At 30.3% G+C, this 22,798-nt stretch carries 19 protein-coding genes; 18 read left to right on the forward strand and 1 reads right to left on the reverse strand.

The features are described from left to right. Nucleotides 1–15 precede the first annotated feature (15 nt). The 14 genes from ACVEGE_RS18355 (at nt 16) to ACVEGE_RS18420 (ending at nt 13,968) form a co-directional block, all read left to right on the forward strand. Complete coding sequence (locus ACVEGE_RS18355) at nt 16–855, forward strand: IS3 family transposase (RefSeq protein ID WP_458008648.1); 840 nt, start codon at nt 16–18, stop codon at nt 853–855. A 167-nt stretch (nt 856–1,022) separates the two neighbouring features. Beyond that, entirely contained in the window at nt 1,023–2,792 is a 1,770-nt protein-coding gene (locus ACVEGE_RS18360) for a DUF4209 domain-containing protein (RefSeq protein ID WP_192501714.1), read from the forward strand. Nucleotides 2,793–3,564: 772 nt separating this feature from the next. Continuing rightward, on the forward strand, nt 3,565–4,380 hold the full coding sequence (locus ACVEGE_RS18365; RefSeq protein WP_173839503.1) for a hypothetical protein: 816 nt from the start codon (nt 3,565–3,567) through the stop codon (nt 4,378–4,380). A 213-nt stretch (nt 4,381–4,593) separates the two neighbouring features. Then, nucleotides 4,594–4,974, forward strand: coding sequence for a hypothetical protein (locus ACVEGE_RS18370; RefSeq protein WP_192502050.1), 381 nt, complete (start codon nt 4,594–4,596; stop codon nt 4,972–4,974). A 1,769-nt stretch (nt 4,975–6,743) separates the two neighbouring features. After that, nucleotides 6,744–7,550: a pentapeptide repeat-containing protein gene (locus ACVEGE_RS18375; protein ID WP_192501620.1), complete on the forward strand. Its 807-nt coding sequence runs from the start codon at nt 6,744–6,746 to the stop codon at nt 7,548–7,550. Continuing rightward, entirely contained in the window at nt 7,550–8,176 is a 627-nt protein-coding gene (locus ACVEGE_RS18380; protein WP_192501619.1) for a nucleotidyltransferase domain-containing protein, read from the forward strand. Before ACVEGE_RS18375 ends, ACVEGE_RS18380 begins: the two co-directional genes overlap by 1 nt. Then, on the forward strand, nt 8,177–8,476 hold the full coding sequence (locus tag ACVEGE_RS18385; protein ID WP_192501618.1) for a hypothetical protein: 300 nt from the start codon (nt 8,177–8,179) through the stop codon (nt 8,474–8,476). Between the two features lie 188 nt (nt 8,477–8,664). Continuing rightward, nucleotides 8,665–9,048 carry a helix-turn-helix domain-containing protein gene (locus tag ACVEGE_RS18390; protein ID WP_192502009.1) on the forward strand — a complete coding sequence of 128 codons (384 nt, stop codon included), beginning with the start codon at nt 8,665–8,667 and terminating at the stop codon, nt 9,046–9,048. Nucleotides 9,049–9,071: 23 nt separating this feature from the next. Then, on the forward strand, nt 9,072–9,911 hold the full coding sequence (locus tag ACVEGE_RS18395; protein ID WP_458008648.1) for an IS3 family transposase: 840 nt from the start codon (nt 9,072–9,074) through the stop codon (nt 9,909–9,911). A 337-nt stretch (nt 9,912–10,248) separates the two neighbouring features. Continuing rightward, nucleotides 10,249–10,455 (forward strand): hypothetical protein, encoded by a 207-nt coding sequence (locus ACVEGE_RS18400; RefSeq protein ID WP_173857657.1) that lies wholly within the window; start codon nt 10,249–10,251, stop codon nt 10,453–10,455. Nucleotides 10,456–10,703: 248 nt separating this feature from the next. Next, nucleotides 10,704–11,612 carry a transposase gene (locus tag ACVEGE_RS18405; RefSeq protein WP_225738158.1) on the forward strand — a complete coding sequence of 303 codons (909 nt, stop codon included), beginning with the start codon at nt 10,704–10,706 and terminating at the stop codon, nt 11,610–11,612. After that, nucleotides 11,569–12,249 carry a transposase gene (locus ACVEGE_RS18410; protein ID WP_370566993.1) on the forward strand — a complete coding sequence of 227 codons (681 nt, stop codon included), beginning with the start codon at nt 11,569–11,571 and terminating at the stop codon, nt 12,247–12,249. The genes ACVEGE_RS18405 and ACVEGE_RS18410 overlap by 44 nt, the downstream gene beginning before the upstream one ends. A 120-nt stretch (nt 12,250–12,369) precedes the next feature. After that, complete coding sequence (locus ACVEGE_RS18415; protein WP_192501444.1) at nt 12,370–13,224, forward strand: ankyrin repeat domain-containing protein; 855 nt, start codon at nt 12,370–12,372, stop codon at nt 13,222–13,224. 222 nt (nt 13,225–13,446) lie between these two features. Next, nucleotides 13,447–13,968 carry a hypothetical protein gene (locus ACVEGE_RS18420; RefSeq protein WP_192501445.1) on the forward strand — a complete coding sequence of 174 codons (522 nt, stop codon included), beginning with the start codon at nt 13,447–13,449 and terminating at the stop codon, nt 13,966–13,968. A 417-nt stretch (nt 13,969–14,385) separates the two neighbouring features. On the opposite strand, the gene ACVEGE_RS18425 is transcribed toward ACVEGE_RS18420, so the two are convergent. Continuing rightward, nucleotides 14,386–14,826, reverse strand: coding sequence for an IS110 family transposase (locus tag ACVEGE_RS18425; RefSeq protein WP_225738160.1), 441 nt, complete (start codon nt 14,824–14,826; stop codon nt 14,386–14,388). Nucleotides 14,827–15,160: 334 nt separating this feature from the next. On the opposite strand from ACVEGE_RS18425, the gene ACVEGE_RS18430 reads away from it, so the two are divergent. From ACVEGE_RS18430 to ACVEGE_RS18445, 4 genes are all read left to right on the forward strand, one after another. Further along, nucleotides 15,161–17,218 (forward strand): tetratricopeptide repeat-containing sensor histidine kinase, encoded by a 2,058-nt coding sequence (locus ACVEGE_RS18430; RefSeq protein ID WP_458008596.1) that lies wholly within the window; start codon nt 15,161–15,163, stop codon nt 17,216–17,218. 11 nt (nt 17,219–17,229) lie between these two features. After that, nucleotides 17,230–18,678, forward strand: a complete 1,449-nt coding sequence (locus ACVEGE_RS18435; RefSeq protein ID WP_192501447.1) for an FAD-dependent oxidoreductase — start codon at nt 17,230–17,232, stop codon at nt 18,676–18,678. A gap of 392 nt (nt 18,679–19,070) precedes the next feature. Beyond that, complete coding sequence (locus ACVEGE_RS18440; RefSeq protein ID WP_192501448.1) at nt 19,071–21,554, forward strand: PAS domain-containing hybrid sensor histidine kinase/response regulator; 2,484 nt, start codon at nt 19,071–19,073, stop codon at nt 21,552–21,554. 165 nt (nt 21,555–21,719) lie between these two features. Beyond that, nucleotides 21,720–22,532, forward strand: a complete 813-nt coding sequence (locus ACVEGE_RS18445; RefSeq protein WP_192501449.1) for a tetratricopeptide repeat protein — start codon at nt 21,720–21,722, stop codon at nt 22,530–22,532. The last annotated feature ends 266 nt before the right edge of the window (nt 22,533–22,798 follow it).

Genomic DNA, 22,798 nt, shown 5'->3' on the forward strand with positions numbered 1-22,798 from the left:
TCCCAATGCTTCGGAATAAGCAAACAGGCTTATTACAAACGAATGAACAAACAAAAAACAGAAGATTTACAGGCTGTAAAGATCAAAGAACTCATAACACCTATCCGTCAAAAAATGGTACGATATGGAGGTAAAAAACTACACTTGGATATCAAAGATGACTTTCTAAAAAATGATATAAAAATGGGTAGAGATAAGTTTATTCACTTTTTAAAATATCATAATTTATTAATCAAAAAAACAAAGCTTTATCATATAACAACTGACTCTAAACATGGGTTTTACAAGTCAGACGACTTACTTAAAGACCTTGAAATAAAACACGCAGAACAAGTCTTTGTTAGCGATATAACCTATATTAAATTAGCTTCACAACATGCCTATTTAGCCCTGGTTACTGACGTTTATTCCAAGAAAATAATGGGATACAAAATTGATACAAATATGAAAGTTCAACTTGTCAAAGACGCAATGCAAATGGCTGTTAAAAACAGACTTTATAAAAATGAAAATCTAATCCATCATTCCGACAGAGGTATACAATATTGCTGTCCGGACTTTGCTGAATTTGCCAAATCAAAGAACATTATTTTAAGTACAACTCAAAATTCAAGCCCTTACGAAAATGCAGTAGCCGAAAGAATAAACGGAATTTTAAAACATGAATTTGGACTAAATAAAACAATTCCAAATTTAAAAACAGCACAAAAAATGGTGAAACAAGCTATAGAAATTTACAATAATGAGCGTAGACATTGCTCTCTTGAAATGAAAACACCACAATATGCACATAAAAATCAAACCCATCAATACAAGCCTTATAAAAAGAAAAAAAATACTAATTTAGTTGCGTAGGAATGTTGACAAGTTTGGAAAAAAATCCTTTCAAAGATTTTTTCTAAACTTATCAATATTCCGACTACAATCACCTATTTTTGAAATTATACATTAACAAAAAAAGGTCAACCTATATCAGGACAAGACAAAACCTCGTAAAAAATGAAATCTAAATCAAACATCAAATGAATTTTCAAAACTTAGAAGAGTATTACGATTATCTTGAAAACGACACTAATTTTAAACATTTAGATTTAAACACTTATAAATATATTACGGATTTAAGAGATAGAACAAATGAAGAAAGCTTAAAGAAAATCTGTTCTTATGAATTATTTTTCGCTGACTTTTCAATAGAAAATGGCGTACATATTCCAAAATTTAAAGTTGGTGCAGATGCTTATCCAAAATTAGAATTATTTGACGATAACTTTGATTATATTAAAACACGAGCAAGCAAAGTTAACAACCCGAAGTATAAAGCAAAATACAATCATTTGCTATGGTTAAGTCCTGTTAAACACATTGATTTTGCAAAACAAGCAATTGAAAACTATTTGTTGGTTTTACAAAACTCTTCCTTTTCTGTTGATGATAATTTACAATGCTATTCTTTTGGGAATTATTTCAAAAATATTTTTGTGTTGAGCCAAAAAGTCAACTACAAAAAAGATGAAGTTATTGATTACTTAGTATCGCTTTTAGATAGTGATAAACTTAATGATTTTACTAAGTATTCATTAATGGATTTCATCGTTTCGAACGAAAAAAAAAACAATTCTTCGACAACCCAAAAATTTTACGATTATTCGTATAATATGATTGGAAATTTAGAATCAAGGGTATTAGAAAACTACCTAAAATTGCTTGTTACTTTAAGTCAAAAGCTAAATCTATCAACAAGTGAATTTCACGAAAAAATAGGAGATTATCATATATCACAACTCAAAACTGAAAAAAATCAAGGCTTTATTGCTCATCACTATTACGCAAACGCTTTAGAAGAATATAAAAAAGCAAACAATAAAGAAAAGATTGAACAAACAGCAGTTTTACTAGAACAAGCAAAAAAGACTATTGACCTTAAAAAAGTTTCTTTTGAAATTAAAGACGAAAAAATAAATGAAGCTTTAAATCAATGGTGGGATTATACTAAAGAAAAAACTAACCAACTAATTGAAAATGGAAATGTTAAAGATATCTATGAATATCTAATTTTAGAAAACTTATTTCCAAAGGCTTCTACCTTAAACGAAGATATTAAGCCAGTAATGTTAGATTTAGTTTCTACGATAACATTTGACATTAATAATAACATCAGTAAAAACAAATCAGGTGGAATAAATCCATATTCAATACATATAAATAATTTTTCTATTAATCACATTTGGCTTGTAGTTTCAAAAGGAATTAAAAATGGTAAAATTTCATACGAAAGCTTAATTGAATACTTAAAGAACAATTCTTGGTATGGTCAAGATTTTACATACTTGGACACAAACAGCGAAACGCAAGGTTTCAATTGGATTGAATTACTTTCTCCAGCTTTACAAAGTTTTTTTATTCAGACTGAAATTGATATAAAAACAAACAACCATAATACACAAGGTTACATTTTGGCAATAGACAGTTTAGTATTGAAATTTGAAGGCCTATTACGTGAATTTTCAAGAATGATTGAAGCTCAAACAATAGAAATAAAAGAAAATGGAACAGAGGAAAGAATTAATTTTGACAAATTATTAGATAACGAAAAGCTAATAGCATTAATTCCAGAAGACGATATTGCTTTTTTTAAATTTCTATTTACATCAGAGGGAATGAATTTAAGAAACAATATAGCACATTGTTTTTTCAACACAAAAAATTATACTTCAGCAGTTATGCTTTTGTTAATAATTGCGTTATTGAGACTTGGAAATTATACACTTAAAACTGCAGAAAATGATGAATAATAAACATATTAGAAAATGAAAAATAAGTAGAAAAAAGAACACCGAACGGCTAACAGCGGTTTTGCGAGACTGCGAAATATGTGGTAAATTCAAGTTTATCTTTCGCAAGAACATTAGCAGTAACAGAAAATACTCGGTTACGAAGTTCGCAACCTCGCAAAGCCGCAAAACGTTATAATATATATTTCGCCATTTTTGCGGTGAAAAAATTACTTACTTCGCTCCTACTAAGAAAATAATCTGCAATGAAAAAAATTGATGATTATTAAGAAGGTTTTGAAAAAGCTTGTGTCGAAATAAATTCTGGTAAAATCGTTAAGCCGAAAGTAATCTGATTAAATTAAAGTGATACAGTTTGCGTCGAAATAGATTCTGGCGATTCATCAAGCCGAAAATAATTTGCTTCAATTAAAGTGATGCAGTTTGTGTCGAAATAGTTTTTGGTGAATTCATTAAGCCGAAAGTAAGTTGGTTCGATTAAAGTGATGCAGTTTGCGTCGAAAAATATTTTGTTGAAATCGTTACGCCGAAAGCATTTTGGTTAAATTAAAGTGATGCAGTTTGTAGCCAAAAGTATTGCGGTGAAAAATTGAATAACGACGAAATTTTGTGCTGAAAAATACATATTATAACAGCGGTTTGCATAAATGGCGAAATATGTGGTAAATTCACGTTTATCTTTCGCAAGAAATTTTATCTTAGCCGAAAATAATCGGTTACGAAGTTCGCCACTTTTGCAAGCCGCGACACGTTATAGCCAATTTACAGAAAAATGGAAATCCTGAAAAAATACACCGAACTGCAATATAGCAATTTAACAATAATTAAAAGTTATACTTGTATGCTTTTAACGATTAATCCAGAATATAAAGTTTATGGTTCAGGTGTGTTCATACAAGTCAAAAATCATTTTTTTCTTGTTTCTGCTTCACATGTTCTTGATAATTTTGAAAACCTAGTTATTCCATTAGAAAAAGGAAAAAACTTATTTAAACCAGGAGGAATAACATATATTAATGAGTTTTTTATAAGCAGGGAAAAGGATTCTGTTGACATCGGATTTTTGGAATTAGATAAAGAAAGTGTAGAAGAATTATTAACTACTTATAAATTCTTAAAAGACGATGATTTAGCAATTAATCATAAATTTGAAAATCAACCATATTATACTTTTCTTGGATATCCTACCACACTTTCAAAGATTTCACAAAGCAAAAACTCTTTTCATAGTTATCCATTTTTTCAATTTTCAACTCCAGCCAAGGAATGTGAATATATGAAATACAATAGAAACATAAATTCTAATATTGTAACATCTTATGAAAGGAAAAAATCATATAATTTAAAAATTAATAAATTTGCTGTAGGTCCAGATTTACATGGAATCAGCGGTTGTGGATTATGGTTTACTGATCCTATGGATATATTTACTCAAAATAAAAGACCGAAATTAACTGCAATAATGACAGATTGGCCAATTAAAGATAGAACAAAAGTTATAGGTACGAGAATAGATATATTAACAGAATTTCTTAGAAAAAAATTAAATTTACAACTTCCTGAATCTAATATCATTTCGGTAAAATAAACTGGCTATAACAGCGGTTTGCAAAAATGGCGAAATATGTGGTAAATTCACGTTTATCTTTCGCAAGAAATTTTATCTTAGCCGAAAATAATCGGTCACGAAGTTCGCCACTTCTGCAAGCCGCGACACGTTGGCAGTAATACTTCCGCAGAGTCATGAATCTATCGCAACTTAAAATAAATAATGAAAAATACTGAAATAAATATAACAGATTTGAAAGAATTTTTAAAACTGAAATTCTCAAAATTAATTCCTGATTTTATATATGAAGGTTTTGGAGATTATGATTCTAATGAAATTGACATTTTATATGAATTAGAAAAATATGGAATTACAAACATTTCTGAATTAGAAAAAATTATTCCAGATAACTATATGGAAGCTGTAACTGAACTAGGAATCAAATTCAATTATTTAGGAACGTTGAGAGTAATACTGATAATAAATGATTACAAAAAATATATTAGTAACTATAATGAATACGAATACAGGAATTTTTGGGAAATAGCTAATATTAAAAGTGTCGAATCTATTTTTAGCTTTTATAACATATCGGTTGACGAAATTACAAATGAAACAAGAGAACGTAATTAGTACTACTGCCAACAGCGGTTTGCAAAAATGGCGAAATATGTGGTAAATTCACGTTTATCTTTCGCAAGAAATTTTATCTTAGCCGAAAATAATCGGTCACGAAGTTCGCCACTTCTGCAAGCCGCGACACGTTAAGCAATATAATATCAAAAAATAAAAATCTGCTTAAAATTCACATTTATGATTAAGCAGAAAATATTTTGAAATCAGCATCTTAAGCGGAATTTGGAATGAAACATTATTGCTGAAATGTTTGTGGCGAAAGTTGAAACGGAAAATGATTACCGAAGTGTTTGTGGCGAAAATTGGAACGGAAAATGATTGCCGAAGTGTTTGTGGGAAAGTTGAAACGGAAAAGGATTGTCGAAGTGTTTGTGGCGAAAGTTGAAACGGAAAAGGATTGTCGAAGTGTTTGTGGCGAAAGTTGAAACGGAAAATGATTGTCGAAGTGTTTGTGGCGAAAGTTGGAGCGGAAAAATATAAAAAACATTTAGCTGAAAAACTTCTAAAAGTTCATTTAAAATCCACAAAATATTACTAAAATTGTCGTATAATTACATTGCTTAACAACGGTTTTGCAATAGTGGGGTTTTAGTGGAATTATCGTTTTGCTTCAAATTTTCTTTAAGCCGAAAATTTATCGTTTACGATTTCCCCACCATTTCAAAGCCGCAAAACGTTGCAGTAAATAATCTTGCCGAATTTTGCGCATAAAAATAAGAAAGGAATTGTTAAGCGGAAAATTATCTAGTTCTATTTAAGTAATGCTGTTTGCGCTTAAGAATCAAGAAGATAATGTTAAGCGGAAAATTATTCGATTTTATTTAAGTGATTCTGTTTGCGCTTAAAAATAAGAAAGTGATTGTTAAGCGGAAAAATATTTAATTCTACTTAAGTGACGCTGTTTGCGCTTAAAATCAAAAATAAATTGTTAAGTGGAAAATATTTGGTTCTATTTAAGCGATGCAGTTTACGTTGAATAATTAAGAAAGAAATTGTTAAGCGGAAAACTATTTTATTCAATTTAAGTGCTGCGGAATTGATCAAATTAGATTGTAATAATACAATTTTGAACAAAATAGGATTTTGAACAATTACTTACTGCAACAACCATTTGCCATGATTGGGGCTTCGGTGGAATTATCGTTTTTATTCGTATATTCGTTTCGGTGGAAAATAATCTGGTTCTATTTCCCCAACCAAGGCAAGTGGTGAACCGTTGTAATATATTTTAGCGCCGAATTTTGCGGTGAAAAATTCCTTGCTTCTCTCCTACTAAGAAAATAATCTGAAATCCAAAAAGTTGTCGTTTATCAAAAAAAAAAGAACAGTTTTATGTGAAATAGATTCTGGCGAAATCGTTAAGCAGAAAGTAATTTGCTTCAATTAAAGTGATGCAGTTTGTGTCGAAATAGTTTTTGGTGAATTCATTAAGCCGAAAGTAAGTTGGTTCGATTAAAGTGATGCAGTTTGCGTCGAAAAATATTTTGTTGAAATCGTTACGCCGAAAGCATTTTGGTTAAATTAAAGTGATGCAGTTTGTAGCCAAAAGTATTGCGGTGAAAAATTGAATAACGACGAAATTTTGTGCTGAAAAATACATATTATAACAGCGGTTTGCATAAATGGCGAAATATGTGGTAAATTCACGTTTATCTTTCGCAAGAAATTTTATCTTAGCCGAAAATAATCGGTTACGAAGTTCGCCACTTTTGCAAGCCGCGACACGTTATAGCCAATTTTAAGAAAACAGAAAAATATGACAAATAATGATAAATAGTGGACGAGAAAAATTCGAAGACAAAATAATTGAAACAGATTTAGAGTTAACAAATTATCATAATAAACATTTTGTCAGAATTGGAAGTAAAGACCTTACATTCACGAAGGTAAACTTTAGTCATTCTTATTTTGAAAACTGTTATTTCAGAAATATAACATTCGATTCTTGCGAATTTAATGGCTGTAAATTTATCAATTGTAATTTTCAAGGAAGTAAATTCCCTGGTAGTAGATTTGACTATGCAACATTTGAAAAAACATTAGTTGATTCTGAAATATTAAGTAATAATTGTCCAAGTCATAATAACTTAATATTAAAATTTGCAAGAACTTTAAGAATAAACTATCAAGGTATTGGCGAATCAGAATCAGTTAACAAAGCTATAAGAATTGAACTTAAAGCTACACAAGAACATTTATACGAATCTTGGAATTCTAAAAAAACATATTATAGAAATAAATACAATGGGTGGAATCGTTTCGGAATGTTTCTCAAATGGCTTTATTTCAAATTACAGGATTTCATTTGGGGTAATGGCGAAAGCCCTTTAAAATTGTTAAGAGCTGGATTTTATTTTTGGTTAATTATTTCAGTAATTGATACTTTGACTTTTAAAAATTCTAATTTATTATGTGATTACCTATCTTCATTTTTTAATGCACCATCAATAATTATGGGAGTTAATAAGCCTCCAAATTATTCAGATTTATTTTTAACTATTATTACAACTGTACGATTTATAGGTTTTGCTTTGTTTACATCAATAATAATAAAAAGATACAATAGAAGATAATGGAAATTTATGCGTTTGGCTCGATAGTAAGAGGAGAAATAGATAAGTTCTCAGATGTTGATTTGCTAATATTAAAAGATGTAGAAGAGAAAATTCAAGAAATTGACAAAGAACAATATTCAATTTATACATATGGAAGAATTTCTGAATTATGGAAAGAAGGTAATCCATTTTCTTGGCATCTATTTATTCAATCAAAATGTATTTTTTCAAAAAATGATATTCCTTTTTTAAGTTCGCTTGGAGAGCCAAAACCTTACAATAATATCAAAGATGATTTAGATAAGTTTACTCAATTATTTTACGAATCAAAAAATTCAATTAATTCCGACAGTCATTCAGTCGATTTTGATTTATCAATGATTTTTTTGGCAATTCGAAACTTTGCTTCGTGCTTTTCACTAGGATTTTTAAAAAAAAATGAATTTTCTCGTGATTCTGCGCTTAATATCGAGGAATATTCAATTCAAATTAATCACTTTGTTTACAATAGATTAAGAGAATCGAGACTTTTAGCAACAAGGGGAATTGGAGAAAAAATTTCAGAAATAGAACTTGAAATAATAATTAATGAATTCGAAAAAATTGAGAATTGGTTCAATAAATTAATAAAACACACTAAATAAATGGATGATTTTTTAAACAGAATTACCGCACAGCGAAAAGTGATAAATATAGTTAATAAAGAAAAGAAACACGATTTCCCTCTAGTAGGTTTGTCATCTAAATCATTAGAAAGATGGAAATTAGAGAATTCAATTTCAGATAATTCTGAATTAGTAGAATCACTTTATTTAATTTCATCAAATCTTTTTTTTCTTGCAAATAAAAGTCAAGAACAAATTACTGAAGAATATAAATTATTAAGCAATTCTGTAAGTAACCTAATAAATAATCTTAATGTGAATATAAAAAACTGGCTATAACAGCGGTTTGCAAAAATGGCGAAATATGTGGTAAATTCACGTTTATCTTTCGCAAGAAATTTTATCTTAGCGGAAAAATCTCGGTCACGAAGTTCGCCACTTCTGCAAGCCGCGACACGTTATAGCCAATTTTAACCCTGACAAATCCTGAAATAGGTTGACTAAAAATTAAACACTTTTAGTAAACTATGGAACCCACAAAAAACGGACACTGTCCAAAAATTGAGTACAAAAAAATTGGTTTTGACCTAAAACTTTCCATCATTGACCAAATTTCAAACGGTCAAATTTCGGTAAATCACGCTTCCAAATTACATGGAATTTCTCGCTCTTCAATAACCTATTGGATGAAAAAATTGCGTTCCTTTGAACAAAATTCTAAAGCCATGAGTAAAAACGAGGAAATCAAAAAACTCAAAGAACGAATCGAAGAACTTGAGTTCATCAAAGACTTTCAACAAATGATAATTGCTGATTTTGAAGTAAGCACTAATCTTGATTTTGCAAAAAAGTCATTACCCGAAGCATTACTAAAAGAAGTGGAGAAAAAAAAGAAAGACCTTTTAAAATAAAATGGTTCTCCCAATGCTTCGGAATAAGCAAACAGGCTTATTACAAACGAATGAACAAACAAAAAACAGAAGATTTACAGGCTGTAAAGATCAAAGAACTCATAACACCTATCCGTCAAAAAATGGTACGATATGGAGGTAAAAAACTACACTTGGATATCAAAGATGACTTTCTAAAAAATGATATAAAAATGGGTAGAGATAAGTTTATTCACTTTTTAAAATATCATAATTTATTAATCAAAAAAACAAAGCTTTATCATATAACAACTGACTCTAAACATGGGTTTTACAAGTCAGACGACTTACTTAAAGACCTTGAAATAAAACACGCAGAACAAGTCTTTGTTAGCGATATAACCTATATTAAATTAGCTTCACAACATGCCTATTTAGCCCTGGTTACTGACGTTTATTCCAAGAAAATAATGGGATACAAAATTGATACAAATATGAAAGTTCAACTTGTCAAAGACGCAATGCAAATGGCTGTTAAAAACAGACTTTATAAAAATGAAAATCTAATCCATCATTCCGACAGAGGTATACAATATTGCTGTCCGGACTTTGCTGAATTTGCCAAATCAAAGAACATTATTTTAAGTACAACTCAAAATTCAAGCCCTTACGAAAATGCAGTAGCCGAAAGAATAAACGGAATTTTAAAACATGAATTTGGACTAAATAAAACAATTCCAAATTTAAAAACAGCACAAAAAATGGTGAAACAAGCTATAGAAATTTACAATAATGAGCGTAGACATTGCTCTCTTGAAATGAAAACACCACAATATGCACATAAAAATCAAACCCATCAATACAAGCCTTATAAAAAGAAAAAAAATACTAATTTAGTTGCGTAGGAATGTTGACAAGTTTGGAAAAAAATCCTTTCAAAGATTTTTTCTAAACTTATCAATATTCCGACTACAATCACCTATTTTTGAAATTATACATTAACAAAAAAAGGTCAACCTATATCAGGACAAGACAAAAATGATAATTATTATTGGAACAATCATCTTTCTGATGTTGATTTTGAGCAACGTTCAGAATAAACGGAATGAAAAAAAGTTGCGAAAATTAAATGAAAGTCGACCGAATCTCACGCGAACGGAATATATTAACCGACTTGTGAAAAACGGATTTAATAAACGGCACGTTGAAATCGTTCACGACGAAATTCGAGAATTTATTCAAATGGACGATTTCTCAATTTACCCTGAAGATGACATTCATAAAATATATGGAATTGAGGATTTAGATGATATTGAACTGATTGACACAATTTGTGAAAAACTGAATTTGAGAAAAGCGGAACAGAAAGACTGTGAAGAACTAAATAAAAGAATGAAAATATTTAACGCGGAATATATTCTGACTTTGACTAAAGAGTTAACGGAATAAAATACTGCGTACAACAGCAGTTTGCATAAATGGCGAGATATGTGGTAAATTCACGTTTATCTTTCGCAAGAAATTTTATCTTAGCCGAAAGATTACGGTTACGAAGTTCGCTACTTCCGCAAGCCGCGAAACGTCAGTCTGTGAAAAAACTAACATTTATTTGAATCAAATATAATTAAATAATTTTATTATTATTATTATTATTATTATTATTATTATTATTATTATGAAAAGTTGTATATTTAGTAATGCAACATATCACTGGAATCGCACGTAATCAGCTATATTTCTCAAGTCTGGAAGAAACAATTTCAGCAGATAACCCCGTTCGTTTTGTAGATGCTTTTGTGGAGGCGTTAGACTTGGGACGCATTGATTTTAGGGTTCAAACCATTAAATTGGAAGGGCGACCTAGTTATGACACTAAAGTGTTTCTTAAAATCTATTTATATGGTTATTTGAATGGCCTTAGGAGTTCTCGAAAGCTTGAAAAAGAGTGCAGTCGTAATATAGAATTGCAATGGCTTTTGTGTGGTCTTGTACCCAATTACCACAGTATATCCGATTTTAGGAAAGAGAATCCTGCAGGATTAAAAAAACTTTTTAAACTTTTTGTTACATTTTTGAAAGATTCGGATTTGATTTCAGGAGAAACTATCGCCATTGACGGCACCAAAAGCCGAGCCCATAACAGCCGAAAAAACAATTTCAACCAAAAGAAAATTGACAAACACCTAGCTTACATAGAGGAAAGAACCCAAGAATATTTGGATGCACTAGCTACAAATGATCAAAAGAAAAATAGCCTTACAATTACCGAAATACAGAAAAAAATAGAGCGTTTAAAAAGGAATAAAATTGGCTATGAACTCCTAGAAGAAAAGTTAAAAACTAGTGGCGAACCGCAGATTAGTAAGACCGATGCTGATGCACGAGCCTTGTTGGTTCAAGGTGTAGTGGTCGAAGTAAGTTACAACATCCAAGCAGCGGTAGATAATAAACACAATTTGGTGGTTGCTACGCACACGATCAATCGCAACGATTTGAACGCTTTAGGAACTATTGCATTGGAAGCAAAAGAGAATTTGGGGGGTAGAAACTCTTACTGTTATAGTGGACAAAGGCTACCACAACGGACGAGAAATCAGCCAATGTAAAGACCATAACATCACCACCATTGTAGCACATCCTACACCAGGAATAAGTAAAGAAAGCGTTACACAACCGGATTATTTAGTGGCTAAATTTATCTATAATAAAGAAGACGATATCTACGAATGTCCGCAAGGAGAAACCCTAAAAACCACTGGCCGTTGGCACAAGAAAACGGGGCGTACCGAACAAAGTGGTTATGCGTTTAAGAAATACCGAACATCAGCCTGCAAAGAATGTCCAGTAAAAAACCTTTGCACCAGTAGAGCAGGCGGACGAGAGATTGACCGAAGCCAGTATGCCGATGCTGTAGAAGAAAACAACCAACGCTACAGAGAAAACAAAGAGCTATATCGTACTAGACAAGAAATAAACGAACATATTTTCGGGACAATTAAACGTCAATGGGGCTACAATCACACCAATTTATCGGGACTCGATAAAGTAAATGGGGAACACAGTTTAATTATGCTAGTATACAACATCAAACGCTCGATAAATATCTTGGGTGTACCTGATTTGATTGCCAAAATTAAGAATTGGAAGTCACCTTATAAAGTAAAAGGTGTTTTTGTTTTAAAAAGGATTTATTTTAGGCTTTCTAAGGACTTATTGGAAATAGACTTGGCAATTGCTGCCTAAAAATCCTTTTGCTTAGCGTAGCTATATTGAAGTGTGTAACAGTGAATTTTACCAAAATTAAGTAAAAAACGGAGTTTTTTCACAGCCTGACGTTAGCGGTAATTTTAACAAATAGCATCAATGAAAGTACTTTACGAAAAAATACAAGAAACATTACTAAGGTTAAGAAAAAAAGAAATTAGTGATACCGAGTTCTATAAAATTTCGAATATAAATTGTTTTGAAAATTACTTAGACACAACTTCGAACAATAATATGATAAATATTTTGGCTGGAACTATTAGTTCAGCATTACCAGTTAATTCGACCGTTTTTGATTTTTATCTTTCTAAAGGATTAGACCCTAATTTAATAGATAAATCAAAAGGACGTACTGCAATCTTTGATTGTAAATATTCTTATGAAATTATTGATATTTTAGTAAAATATGGTGCAAATTTAAATCTTCAAGATGATGGCGGAAATACATTTTTAATGTATGGAACAAATTTTAAAGTATTTAAATTTTCAGTTGACAATAACTATGAAATATTAACTAAAAATATTAACGGTAAAGATATTTTATATAGTTTGTTTGATAACAGATATAACCACGGAGATGAGGCTTTAAATGAACAATTTAAAATATTAGAATTTTTATTAATCAATGAATTTTTTAATCTCAATGAATATAATTTTAACCAAATGAGTGTTTTGCAATTTGCTATTACATACGGAGATTTACCACTTGACGCATTAGAACTACTTGTTAAATATGGAGCAAACCCAAAGTTGGAAACAATAAAGGAAACTTCCTTTAGGTTATGGAGTGAAGAACAGACTATTTTACCTAAAGGAACGCAAACGATTGACATATTAAAAAAACAAAAAGAAACTTTAAATCTTGAATATAGAAATGGACTTATTTCTGAAGACCATTATTACCACAAAGGCCTAAAATATTTTGATAAAGCGATTCAAATTTTAGAATCTTGAAAATAAAAACTACCGCTAACATCGGTTTGGCAATATGGCGGTTTTAGTGCTAAATCGAAGATTTTTGCTATCTTTGAAGTTAAGTGATTATAGAAAGTTTCGGCTTCCTAATCCGCCACATCGCCAAGCCGAGAACCGTTGTGCGTCAGTTTAGTGCAGAAACTGAAAATTGAAAATGACATAATTATAAAATTGTTTAAACCAAAAATATCAAAATTATATATGGAAAACGAACTAAAATCTGATATTGAAAAAAAATATAATCAATATTATACTCAAAAAGAAACGGTAGAATATTTATTAAAAAATGGATATAGTGAAAGTGAAATTAAAAACGAGATATATAACTATTACTTAAAGGAAGATGACAAAACAGTAAAGAAGGGATTTTCATATATATTTACTTTAATAATATTGTCAATAATTTCAATATCACCGTTATTTGCTTACCTTTTTGTGACAGAAATTTATTATGCTATTATTTCATTAGGTTTGATTTTGTTGACTTACGGATATTCAAAATTAAATAACAAATGTATTTTAGCTTGGTTAAGTTTTGTAGTTATTTTTGTAATTTATATTTTGTCAATATTTCTAATAAAATTATCGGGTAAATTTATAAATTCATTATATTCGTATCAAATGATGATTTCCTTATTATTCTTTTCGTCTTTAGTTACAGCCAAAATTTATGATGTTTACCAACGTAAAACTAGATTAAACGAACAATTTGACTTCCAATAAAACCGAACGCACAACAGCCGTTCCTATGTAAAGCATCATTAAGTTATTAACAACTTTTGAGAGGGTTATATGTAAGGTGTTTTTCAAGTATAGAATTCCGTTGCAGCGGCTTGTTGGAAAAGTTGGAAACAACTTTTTGTCGGCCGTAGGCTTTAGACAGAAAAAGTTATTCTAACTTTTTCAATAATGCCACGAATTAATTTCTCTTTTCCTTCATCGTTTATCTTTTAAAAATCTTAAGGCTCACGCTCCTATATGTGGTCCACGCCTCAGACGTGGCCACCAGCATCGGTATGATTGTAAGATTAAATAAAATAGCTACCTGCTTGGCGATGTGGCTTCTTGTTACAGAACCACCACGGCTGTTTTGTAGTCTATTTTTCTTGTATGGTTGAGCTTTTTAAGATGGTTATTTTTTTATTTCTCTATTGCGATAGCTATCGGTATTAAATTCCTATTGATTTGGTAAGCTGTTTCGGTTTTGATTACCGATAAAATTCTTCGTGCCATCTTATGAGCCACTTTTATAATGACACTTTTTACGTTTTTTCCTTGATGGTTTCGGTAATAGTTTTGCATCTCAACATCTTTTCTAATAGCCACCCAAGCTGCTTCTACTAAATAACTGCGCAATTGTGAACGACTTCTTGGTGTAATTCCTAAACACTTTTCTGATCCTCCACTATTGTAGATTCCTGGAACCAATCCAACGAATGAACTAAATTGTCCTTCATTATTAAAACGACGTAAATCTCCGCATTCTGCCAAAATAACACTCGATAAATAACCGCCTATTCCAGGAATACTTTTTAATAGATTGTAATCTTTCTTGTTAGTTTTTCTATAATGAGCTCGCATTTGAATGCATCTAATAGTTCTTGTAAAAAGATAGATATGTTTGGATATAAACTGTCCAACTTTTTTTTAATATCTAAACCAATGAATATCTTTAGATTAGAAAAAGTGTTTTGTATTTACATATCTTCGTTTTTAGTATTCTCAAAGTTATGCTTTTACATAAATGCTTGGCAAGATAGGTGTTTTAAGAGAATTAGCATTTTTTATCCTATCTTCGTATTGTCACAAATATTCTTTGAATAAAAATTAGCGATATAAAAGTTGCCAACAGTAAAATATAGCCCTAAATAGTTATAAAATATACGTTTATTAGAATTTTGGATCTCTTATTTAGATGATTTATGTAAATTGGTTTACGACATCTTCAAATGTAGTATATATGAAATATCCATTAGTAATTATTCTTTTATTATTCTCTAATTTTTTGTTTTCTCAAACAAGGATTGATAGTTTAGAAGGGCTGCTGTCTCATAAAGTAGATCTTGAAAAAGTGATATTATTAAATGAATTATCCTTTGCATACTGGAATGTATCTCCAGACAAAGGCCTTCAATATGCAAATATGGCTTATTCACTAGCTATAAAAGAAAACAGCAAAAAAGATATTGCAAGATCACTACAAAATAAAGGAGTAAATTACTGGGCTAAAAGCGAATTTAAACTTGCTCTTGATAACTATCAAAAATCATTAAATATATTTGAAGAAATCAATGATTTAGAAGGTATAAGCGCACTATGTAGTAATCTAGGAGCTGTCTATCTCGATATAAATGATTATGAGAATGCATTAAAATATAATTATAGATCTTTAAAAATTTCTGAAGAGAAAGGGTTTACTGAAATTTATATCATAGCAATAAGTAATATCAGTTCTATTTATTTGGCACAAAAAAATTACCCTAAAGCCTTAGAATATGTGCAGAAATCTATTGCTGTTTCTAAGAAACAATCTAAGACAAGTAATTTAGCTTCTCAACTAAATACTTTGGGTGAGATTTATAAATTTAAAAAAGAGTATAAAAAAGCGAAAGATAGTTATAAAAATGCCCTAAAACTGTTTGAGGAAACTAAAAACAGCTATGGAACTGCTATTTGTTTGTACAATATTGGAAACACAGAGTACCACCTTAAAAATTATGCTAGTGCTAGTGCATATTTAGAAGAATCTCTCACTATAAGTAACACTATTAATGATCAAATTGGGATGTTACTTGCTAATCAAAATATAGGGCTTGTTCATAAAGAACAACAACAGTATGATAAAGCCCTATCCTACTACTATAATGCGTTTCAATTGGCAATTAAATTAGGCGCTAAAGAAGAAAAGTTAGAACTCTATAAGAACTATGCCGACCTTTATAATACTACTGGTAAATTTGATAAATCAGTGGTTTTTTTAGAAAATTATATTTTGCTAAAAGATAGCATCAATAATGAAAATAGCTCAAAGCAAATTGCTGAAATGCAAACTAAATACGGTAGTGAACAAAAAGAGAAAGAAAATGAATTATTACGAAAAAACAGTGAAATCCAAAATTTAGCTATTGCAAAACAAACCAACTTAAGAAATTCATTTATTGGGGTGTCATTATTAGTCATACTTATGATTATAATTCTTTTAAATAGGTTTACTATTAAGAAAAAGGCGAACCAATTATTAATTATTAAAAATGAAGTAATTTCAAATCAACGTGATGAACTTAAAGAAATAAATTCGACTAAGGATAAATTCTTTAGCATTATTTCCCATGATCTCAAGAGCCCATTTAGTAATATTCTAGGTTTTAGTAATTTGTTAGTCGAAGATTACGATAGTTTTGATGATGATCAAAAAAAAGAAATTATAATTGCATTAAATAAATCATCACAATCAGCTTTTGATTTATTAGCAAACTTACTTACTTGGGCACAATCGCAAACAGGAAGAATTAAAATTAATAAAAAACTACTGAACTTAAAAGAGTTGGTTGAAAATAGTATAGCTCCTTATAAATATAATGCTTCCGCAAAAAATATAGAGGTTACAACAACTATTCCATCTGAGGTAAATGTTTTAATTGATCTAAATTCGGCTGTAATAGCTATTGGAAATTTGGTGAACAATGCAATCAAATTCACATCTAATGGTGGAAAAATTACAATTAAATATCATGCTAATAAAAATACGATAATGTTACATATTATTGACACAGGTATTGGTATGTCAACAGAAGTCATCGAAAAATTATTCAAAATTGATAAAAATATATCAACTAAAGGAACTAATGATGAAGAAGGTACAGGATTAGGTCTTATTCTTTCTAAGGAATTTATTAATAAAAATGGCGGAGATATTACTGTAAAAAGTGAATTAGGAAAAGGCAGCGAATTTATCATTAGCCTTCCCAAGTAAAATAAAAAAAAATGAAAAATGAAGTAACTGGCTGGACTACTTGTCAGGAATGTAAAGGACGCGGTAAAAAAAGTCGAAGAATCAATAAAAAAGAACGCATTAGGTACCAAGTAGCATTCGAACAATATGAAAAATCTAATAATCAAGGAGTACTTCCTATTCGCCCTAAAGCACACTTAGACCACTGTATAAAATGCTTTGGATCTGGATTAATACCATCTGATAATTTTCCAATAGCAGATATCGAAAATTACCCACGGGTTGCTATTATTGGTGGAGGAATTGGTGGTGTGGCTCTAGCTGTAGCTTGCTTACATCGCGGAATTCCCTTTACAATTTATGAGCGAGATAACGGTTTTGAAACACGTTCGCAAGGTTATGGACTTACACTACAACAAGCGAGTAAAGCCATTGAGGGATTGGGAATTTTTAACTTAGAGAAAGGGGTTGTCTCTACTAGACATTTGGTTCATACTACAGATGGAAAGGTAATTGGAGAATGGGGAATGAGAAAATGGATGGATTCTGATTCAAAAATAGCTCCCAAACGTACAAACATACATATCGCACGCCAATCATTACGATTAGCACTTCTAGAGCAACTTGGGGGACATAATAAAGTACAATGGGGTCACCAGCTTATGGATTTTAAAGAAGTTGATGGTGAAACTGTTGAACTCAAATTCCAAGTAAACGGTGAGATTAAATATACTAAATCCAATCTTGTTGTAGGTGCTGATGGCATACGTAGTTCGGTGCGTAAATTATTAATTGGCGACAAAATAACTCCTTTACGTTACCTAGATTGTATAGTAATATTAGGCATTTGTCCCTTGAGTGAACTAGATGGCCTTGAAAATCCTTTATTAGATTCGGCTACAGTATTTCAAACCGCTAATGGCAAGGAACGAATTTATATTATGCCTTATGATTCTGATTCGGTGATGTGGCAATTAAGTTTTCCAATGCTTGAAGCAGATGCTAAAGCGCTAAGTACTAAAGGACCTATAGCATTAAAAGAAGAAGCTTGCCGTAGAACGCAATGGCATGCTCCTATTCCTCAAATTCTGTCTGCGACTCAAGCAAATCAAGTTTCTGGTTATCCCGTATATGATAGAGAATTACTTGATGTTGCACTATTAGAAAAAGGAAAACAAATAACGTTAATTGGGGATGCCGCTCATCCTATGAGTCCGTTTAAAGGCCAGGGAGCAAATCAAGCTTTATTAGATGCATTGGCATTGGCACGTGGAATCACAAGAGAATGCCGACCTTTATCTAAATGGAGGGAAGCTGGAATAAGACAAAGTGTTTTAAATGAGTTTGAATCCGAGATGTTACAACGTAGCGCCATAAAAGTAAAACATTCAGCCGAAGCGGCACAGTTCCTACATTCTAAAATTGTACTACATGAAGGCAATGAACCTAGAGGACGTTGCCTAACTAGAAAAGAAGATTAGCCTAATTTAAAGCTTTAAATTACAATACCATGAACTTATAGGTAATCGATTTGGTTAGACAGTTTTAAAGTCTGCAATATTCAATTAACTCAAAAAAAAAAAACTTGCCACTGATTAAATCATATTAATCTTTCACAATATAGTTTTTAAAACCAAAGTGGCATCTCTAAATTCAATAACATTAGACTCTATTTAAGACTAATAATAGCAATAACTAGTAAATTACAACAACAATACCTAAGTAGTCGCAAACAATTTGCCAATATGCTTATTATAGCGTTTTTATTTGTATTTTCGTTTAATCTAATGTTCTATTTCTCATATAATTAATTATAATTTGAACATTCCATACGGTAATATATTGCAACAAATAATCATAATCTAATTTCAGTATGCAAAACGAATTGTCGAAAATTAAAGATGAAGTTGTCAATAAAATAGTTGTAATGAGCGCTATTTTTTTTATACCTCCATATATTTTTTCATTACTAAGATGGTTTGAAATAGGATGGCAAGATATCTACGTATTTCATTCTTTACTCTATTTTTCTGTACTTGCGTTAGCTATTTTTCGCAAAAAATTAAATTATTTTCAAAAAACAGTTTTAATCTCTCTTTTATATTTAACGATATCCTTGATTGGGTTGGTTAAATTTGCCTTAAATGGCGGATTCTATTATTCGATCATTGCTATGGCAATATTAGCCATACTCACAAAACGAAAATTTGCTATATATGTAAACATTATAATAATTATCCTTTTTAGTTTTGTAGCAATTGGTTACTCAAATTATACTTTAAACCCCTCATTAGATCTCAATTTATTAGCTCGCTCTCCTTCACATTGGTTTTTAACCTTGTCTTCAATTTTTTCAATTACAATTATTTTTATTTATGGTTTTGGGGATTTTTATAGAAACTTAACTGAGACAATCATCCAAAAAGAAGAAACAACTACTAAATTACTTCTTCAAAATGAGCTACTTGAAACTAGTGAGAAAAAATACCAATTGATTTTTGATGGCGCAAATGATGCTATATTCCTATTAACAGAAAACCGATTCTTAGATTGCAATCAAAAAACTTGTGACTTTTTTAAAATCAATAAAGCAGCGTTAATTGGCATGGAAGTAGATAGACTAAGCCCTGATTTTCAATATGATGGCCAGAAATCTACCATTAAAGCACAACAAATAATTAAAAAAGTGCTTGATAATTACCCACAACAATTTGAATGGCAACATATAAAATCAAATGGTGTACTTTTTGACACATCAATATCTTTGAATAAAATTACTATTCAAGGGAAAGATTACATTCAAGGAGTTTTACAAGATATTACTGCAAAAAAAAGAAATGAAGAAGCGCTAAAGGCCAGCGAAAATAAATTTAAAAGTTTGTTCGAAAACTCCGCTGATGGAATTCTTGTACTGAATGAAAAAAGCGAGATATTAGAACTAAACAACCAAATTTGTGAAATATTAGGTTATGATTGTGAAGAACTTCTATTATTAAAAGTAAATGATATTATACATACTGAAGATAGAATGAGTAAAGACCATAATGCTTCATTACAAGAGTTACTACAAGGAAAAACTGTAATTAGTCAGTACCGCTTATGCAAAAAAAACGGAGACTACATTTATACTGAACTAAGTACAAAAAAAATAGCCGAAGGACAGTACCTAAATATTGTTAGAGACATTACGGAGAAAAAGAAGATAATTGATGAACTCATAATTGCTAAAGAAAAGGCAGAAGAAAGTGACCGACTTAAATCAGCATTTTTAGCAAATATATCTCATGAAATTCGCACCCCTATGAATGGTATTTTAGGTTTTTCGGAATTGCTTAAAGAACCCAATCTTACTGGAGGAGAGCAACGAAAATATATTAAGATTATAGAAAAAAGTGGGAATCGAATGCTCAATATTATTAATAATATTGTGGATCTTTCTAAAATTGAAGCAGGCTTAGTCGAGTTGACAATTTCAGAGACAAATATTAATGCTCAAATAGAATATGCTTGTACATTTTTTAAGCCAGAAGCTGATAAAAAAGGAATTCAACTTATTCAAAATACAACCTTGTCAAATCAAGCTGCAACTATAAATACAGACCGAGAAAAATTATACTCTATTCTTCTCAATTTAATAAAAAATGCCATAAAATATTCTGATACAGGCACCATTGAAGTTGGATACAACTTAAAAAACTCCGCTACAACTGATTACATCGAGTTTTACGTATCAGATACTGGTATAGGAGTTCCAATTGATCAACAAGAGTCCATTTTTAAACGTTTTATTCAAGCCGATATTTCCGATAGAGAAGCGAGACATGGTGCTGGTTTGGGACTTTCTATTTCTAAAGCATTTGTTGAAATAATGGGAGGAAACATTCGCGTTGAAAGTAAAGAAGACAAAGGTTCTATTTTTTACTTCACTATGCCCTATTCCCCTACTAATGAAATTAAAAAGCGCAAATCTGGAGAAACTTTAGATTTTGTGATTCCTGAAAAATTAAAAATTCTTATTGCTGAAGACGATGAGATCTCTAAAAAACTATTGACTTTTCTATTAGCTCCCATCGCAACCGAATTACTCGTTGCTAAAAATGGCGAAGAAGCCGTAGAAATCTATAAAACAAATCCAGATATTGACATTATTTTAATGGACATACAAATGCCCGTACTAGACGGTTTTGAAGCCACAAAACAAATTAGACTTTTAAATAAAGAGGTTAAGATTATTGCACAAACTGCTTTTGCTTTATCTGGTGATGAAGAAAAAATTAAAAATGCGGGCTGCAACACCTATATTTATAAGCCTATTAAAAAAGAAAATCTTTTCTTAGCGCTAAAAGAAAATATTTAATGAGTACTTTTTTTAAATTATTTAATCATCATTTTTCAAACAAATCTTTCTGAGCATCGTAGTCAAAATACAGTTTTTTTTTATTAAAATAATTTAACTATTTTTGAATATAATAGAAATCGATTTTAAAAAACAGATAACTTTAATAATAGTAAAACAAATAACATGAGGATTCTAACGCTTTTAGTTTTATTTATAACCACTTTTAGTTTTGCACAAACGGAACTAATAGACAACACTAGTGTTCAAATTGATACGGTAAGGTATAAAGGAATTCGAAACAGAATTAAAGACCAAACTTATTTCATAAATATGAATCCTTCAGCAGAGAAATATTTTAAAAGAGCACAGCTAAAAACACAAATTGATGATTACAAAGGTGCGATAGAAGATTATGATCTAGCTGCTAAAATGGCTCCCAATGAAATAACCATTTATTATAATAGGGCTGCTGCCAAAGAAAGAATAAACGATTTAGAGGGTGCTTACAATGATTTTACAAAAACAATTGAGTCAATGCCTAATAATGAATGGGGCTGGCATGATAGGGCATTAATTGAGATTAAACAAAAAAAATACAACGAAGCCGAAAAAGATTTAGAGAAAGCATTATCGTTAAAACCAAACTGGGAAATAGCAGTATTCAGTAAAGGATTGTTGTATCAAGAGCAACAAGATTTTGATAAAGCAATAATATTCTACACACAAAGTTTAGCTCTTAATCCAAACAATTACTTAGCATTTAACAACTTGGGTTTTATTTATTTCAGCCAAAAAAAATACGATTTGGCTATTTCAAAATATTCAGAAGCAATAGTACTTAATTTAAACTATTTTAATGCTTATAGAAACAGAGCTGATGCTAAAATTGCCAAAAAAGATTTTCAAGGTGCTTGTCAAGATTTGAATATTGCATCAGGATTAGGAGATAAAAAAGCAGAAAAAATTTTAAATGATGTTTGCAAGAAAAATAATTGATTGTTTTAACCTCTGATGTGGTTAAATAATCAATACCTTGATTTGTATTTAATAATAAAAAATATCGCTTAAAAGTCATACCAATACCGTTAAAAACACCCAAAACAGAATTACTTTTAAAATAAATTCAAACTAAAATAATTAATAATGTAAGTATTTTTCAGTTAATAAATTTGAGTACTTAAAAAATAAAAGGGAAAACTATTTCTTGAATATATTATTTAGATATATGCCATTTTATTTCTAAAAATCGCAGAATAGATCAT

This window comes from Flavobacterium sp. PL002 (genome assembly GCF_054165825.1).

Excerpts from the sequence above, each read along its gene's own strand:
- ACVEGE_RS18360 (WP_192501714.1), top strand. The coding sequence starts at position 1,023 with ATGAATTTTCAAAACTTAGAAGAGTATTACGATTATCTTGAAAACGAC.
- ACVEGE_RS18445 (WP_192501449.1), top strand. The coding sequence starts at position 21,720 with ATGAGGATTCTAACGCTTTTAGTTTTATTTATAACCACTTTTAGTTTT.
- ACVEGE_RS18405 (WP_225738158.1), top strand. The coding sequence starts at position 10,704 with ATGCAACATATCACTGGAATCGCACGTAATCAGCTATATTTCTCAAGT.
- ACVEGE_RS18425 (WP_225738160.1), bottom strand. The coding sequence starts at position 14,826 with ATGCGAGCTCATTATAGAAAAACTAACAAGAAAGATTACAATCTATTA.
- ACVEGE_RS18365 (WP_173839503.1), top strand. The coding sequence starts at position 3,565 with ATGGAAATCCTGAAAAAATACACCGAACTGCAATATAGCAATTTAACA.
- ACVEGE_RS18440 (WP_192501448.1), top strand. The coding sequence starts at position 19,071 with ATGCAAAACGAATTGTCGAAAATTAAAGATGAAGTTGTCAATAAAATA.
- ACVEGE_RS18380 (WP_192501619.1), top strand. The coding sequence starts at position 7,550 with ATGGAAATTTATGCGTTTGGCTCGATAGTAAGAGGAGAAATAGATAAG.
- ACVEGE_RS18390 (WP_192502009.1), top strand. The coding sequence starts at position 8,665 with ATGGAACCCACAAAAAACGGACACTGTCCAAAAATTGAGTACAAAAAA.
- ACVEGE_RS18435 (WP_192501447.1), top strand. The coding sequence starts at position 17,230 with ATGAAAAATGAAGTAACTGGCTGGACTACTTGTCAGGAATGTAAAGGA.
- ACVEGE_RS18385 (WP_192501618.1), top strand. The coding sequence starts at position 8,177 with ATGGATGATTTTTTAAACAGAATTACCGCACAGCGAAAAGTGATAAAT.
- ACVEGE_RS18415 (WP_192501444.1), top strand. The coding sequence starts at position 12,370 with ATGAAAGTACTTTACGAAAAAATACAAGAAACATTACTAAGGTTAAGA.
- ACVEGE_RS18430 (WP_458008596.1), top strand. The coding sequence starts at position 15,161 with ATGATTTATGTAAATTGGTTTACGACATCTTCAAATGTAGTATATATG.
- ACVEGE_RS18400 (WP_173857657.1), top strand. The coding sequence starts at position 10,249 with ATGGACGATTTCTCAATTTACCCTGAAGATGACATTCATAAAATATAT.
- ACVEGE_RS18420 (WP_192501445.1), top strand. The coding sequence starts at position 13,447 with ATGGAAAACGAACTAAAATCTGATATTGAAAAAAAATATAATCAATAT.
- ACVEGE_RS18375 (WP_192501620.1), top strand. The coding sequence starts at position 6,744 with ATGATAAATAGTGGACGAGAAAAATTCGAAGACAAAATAATTGAAACA.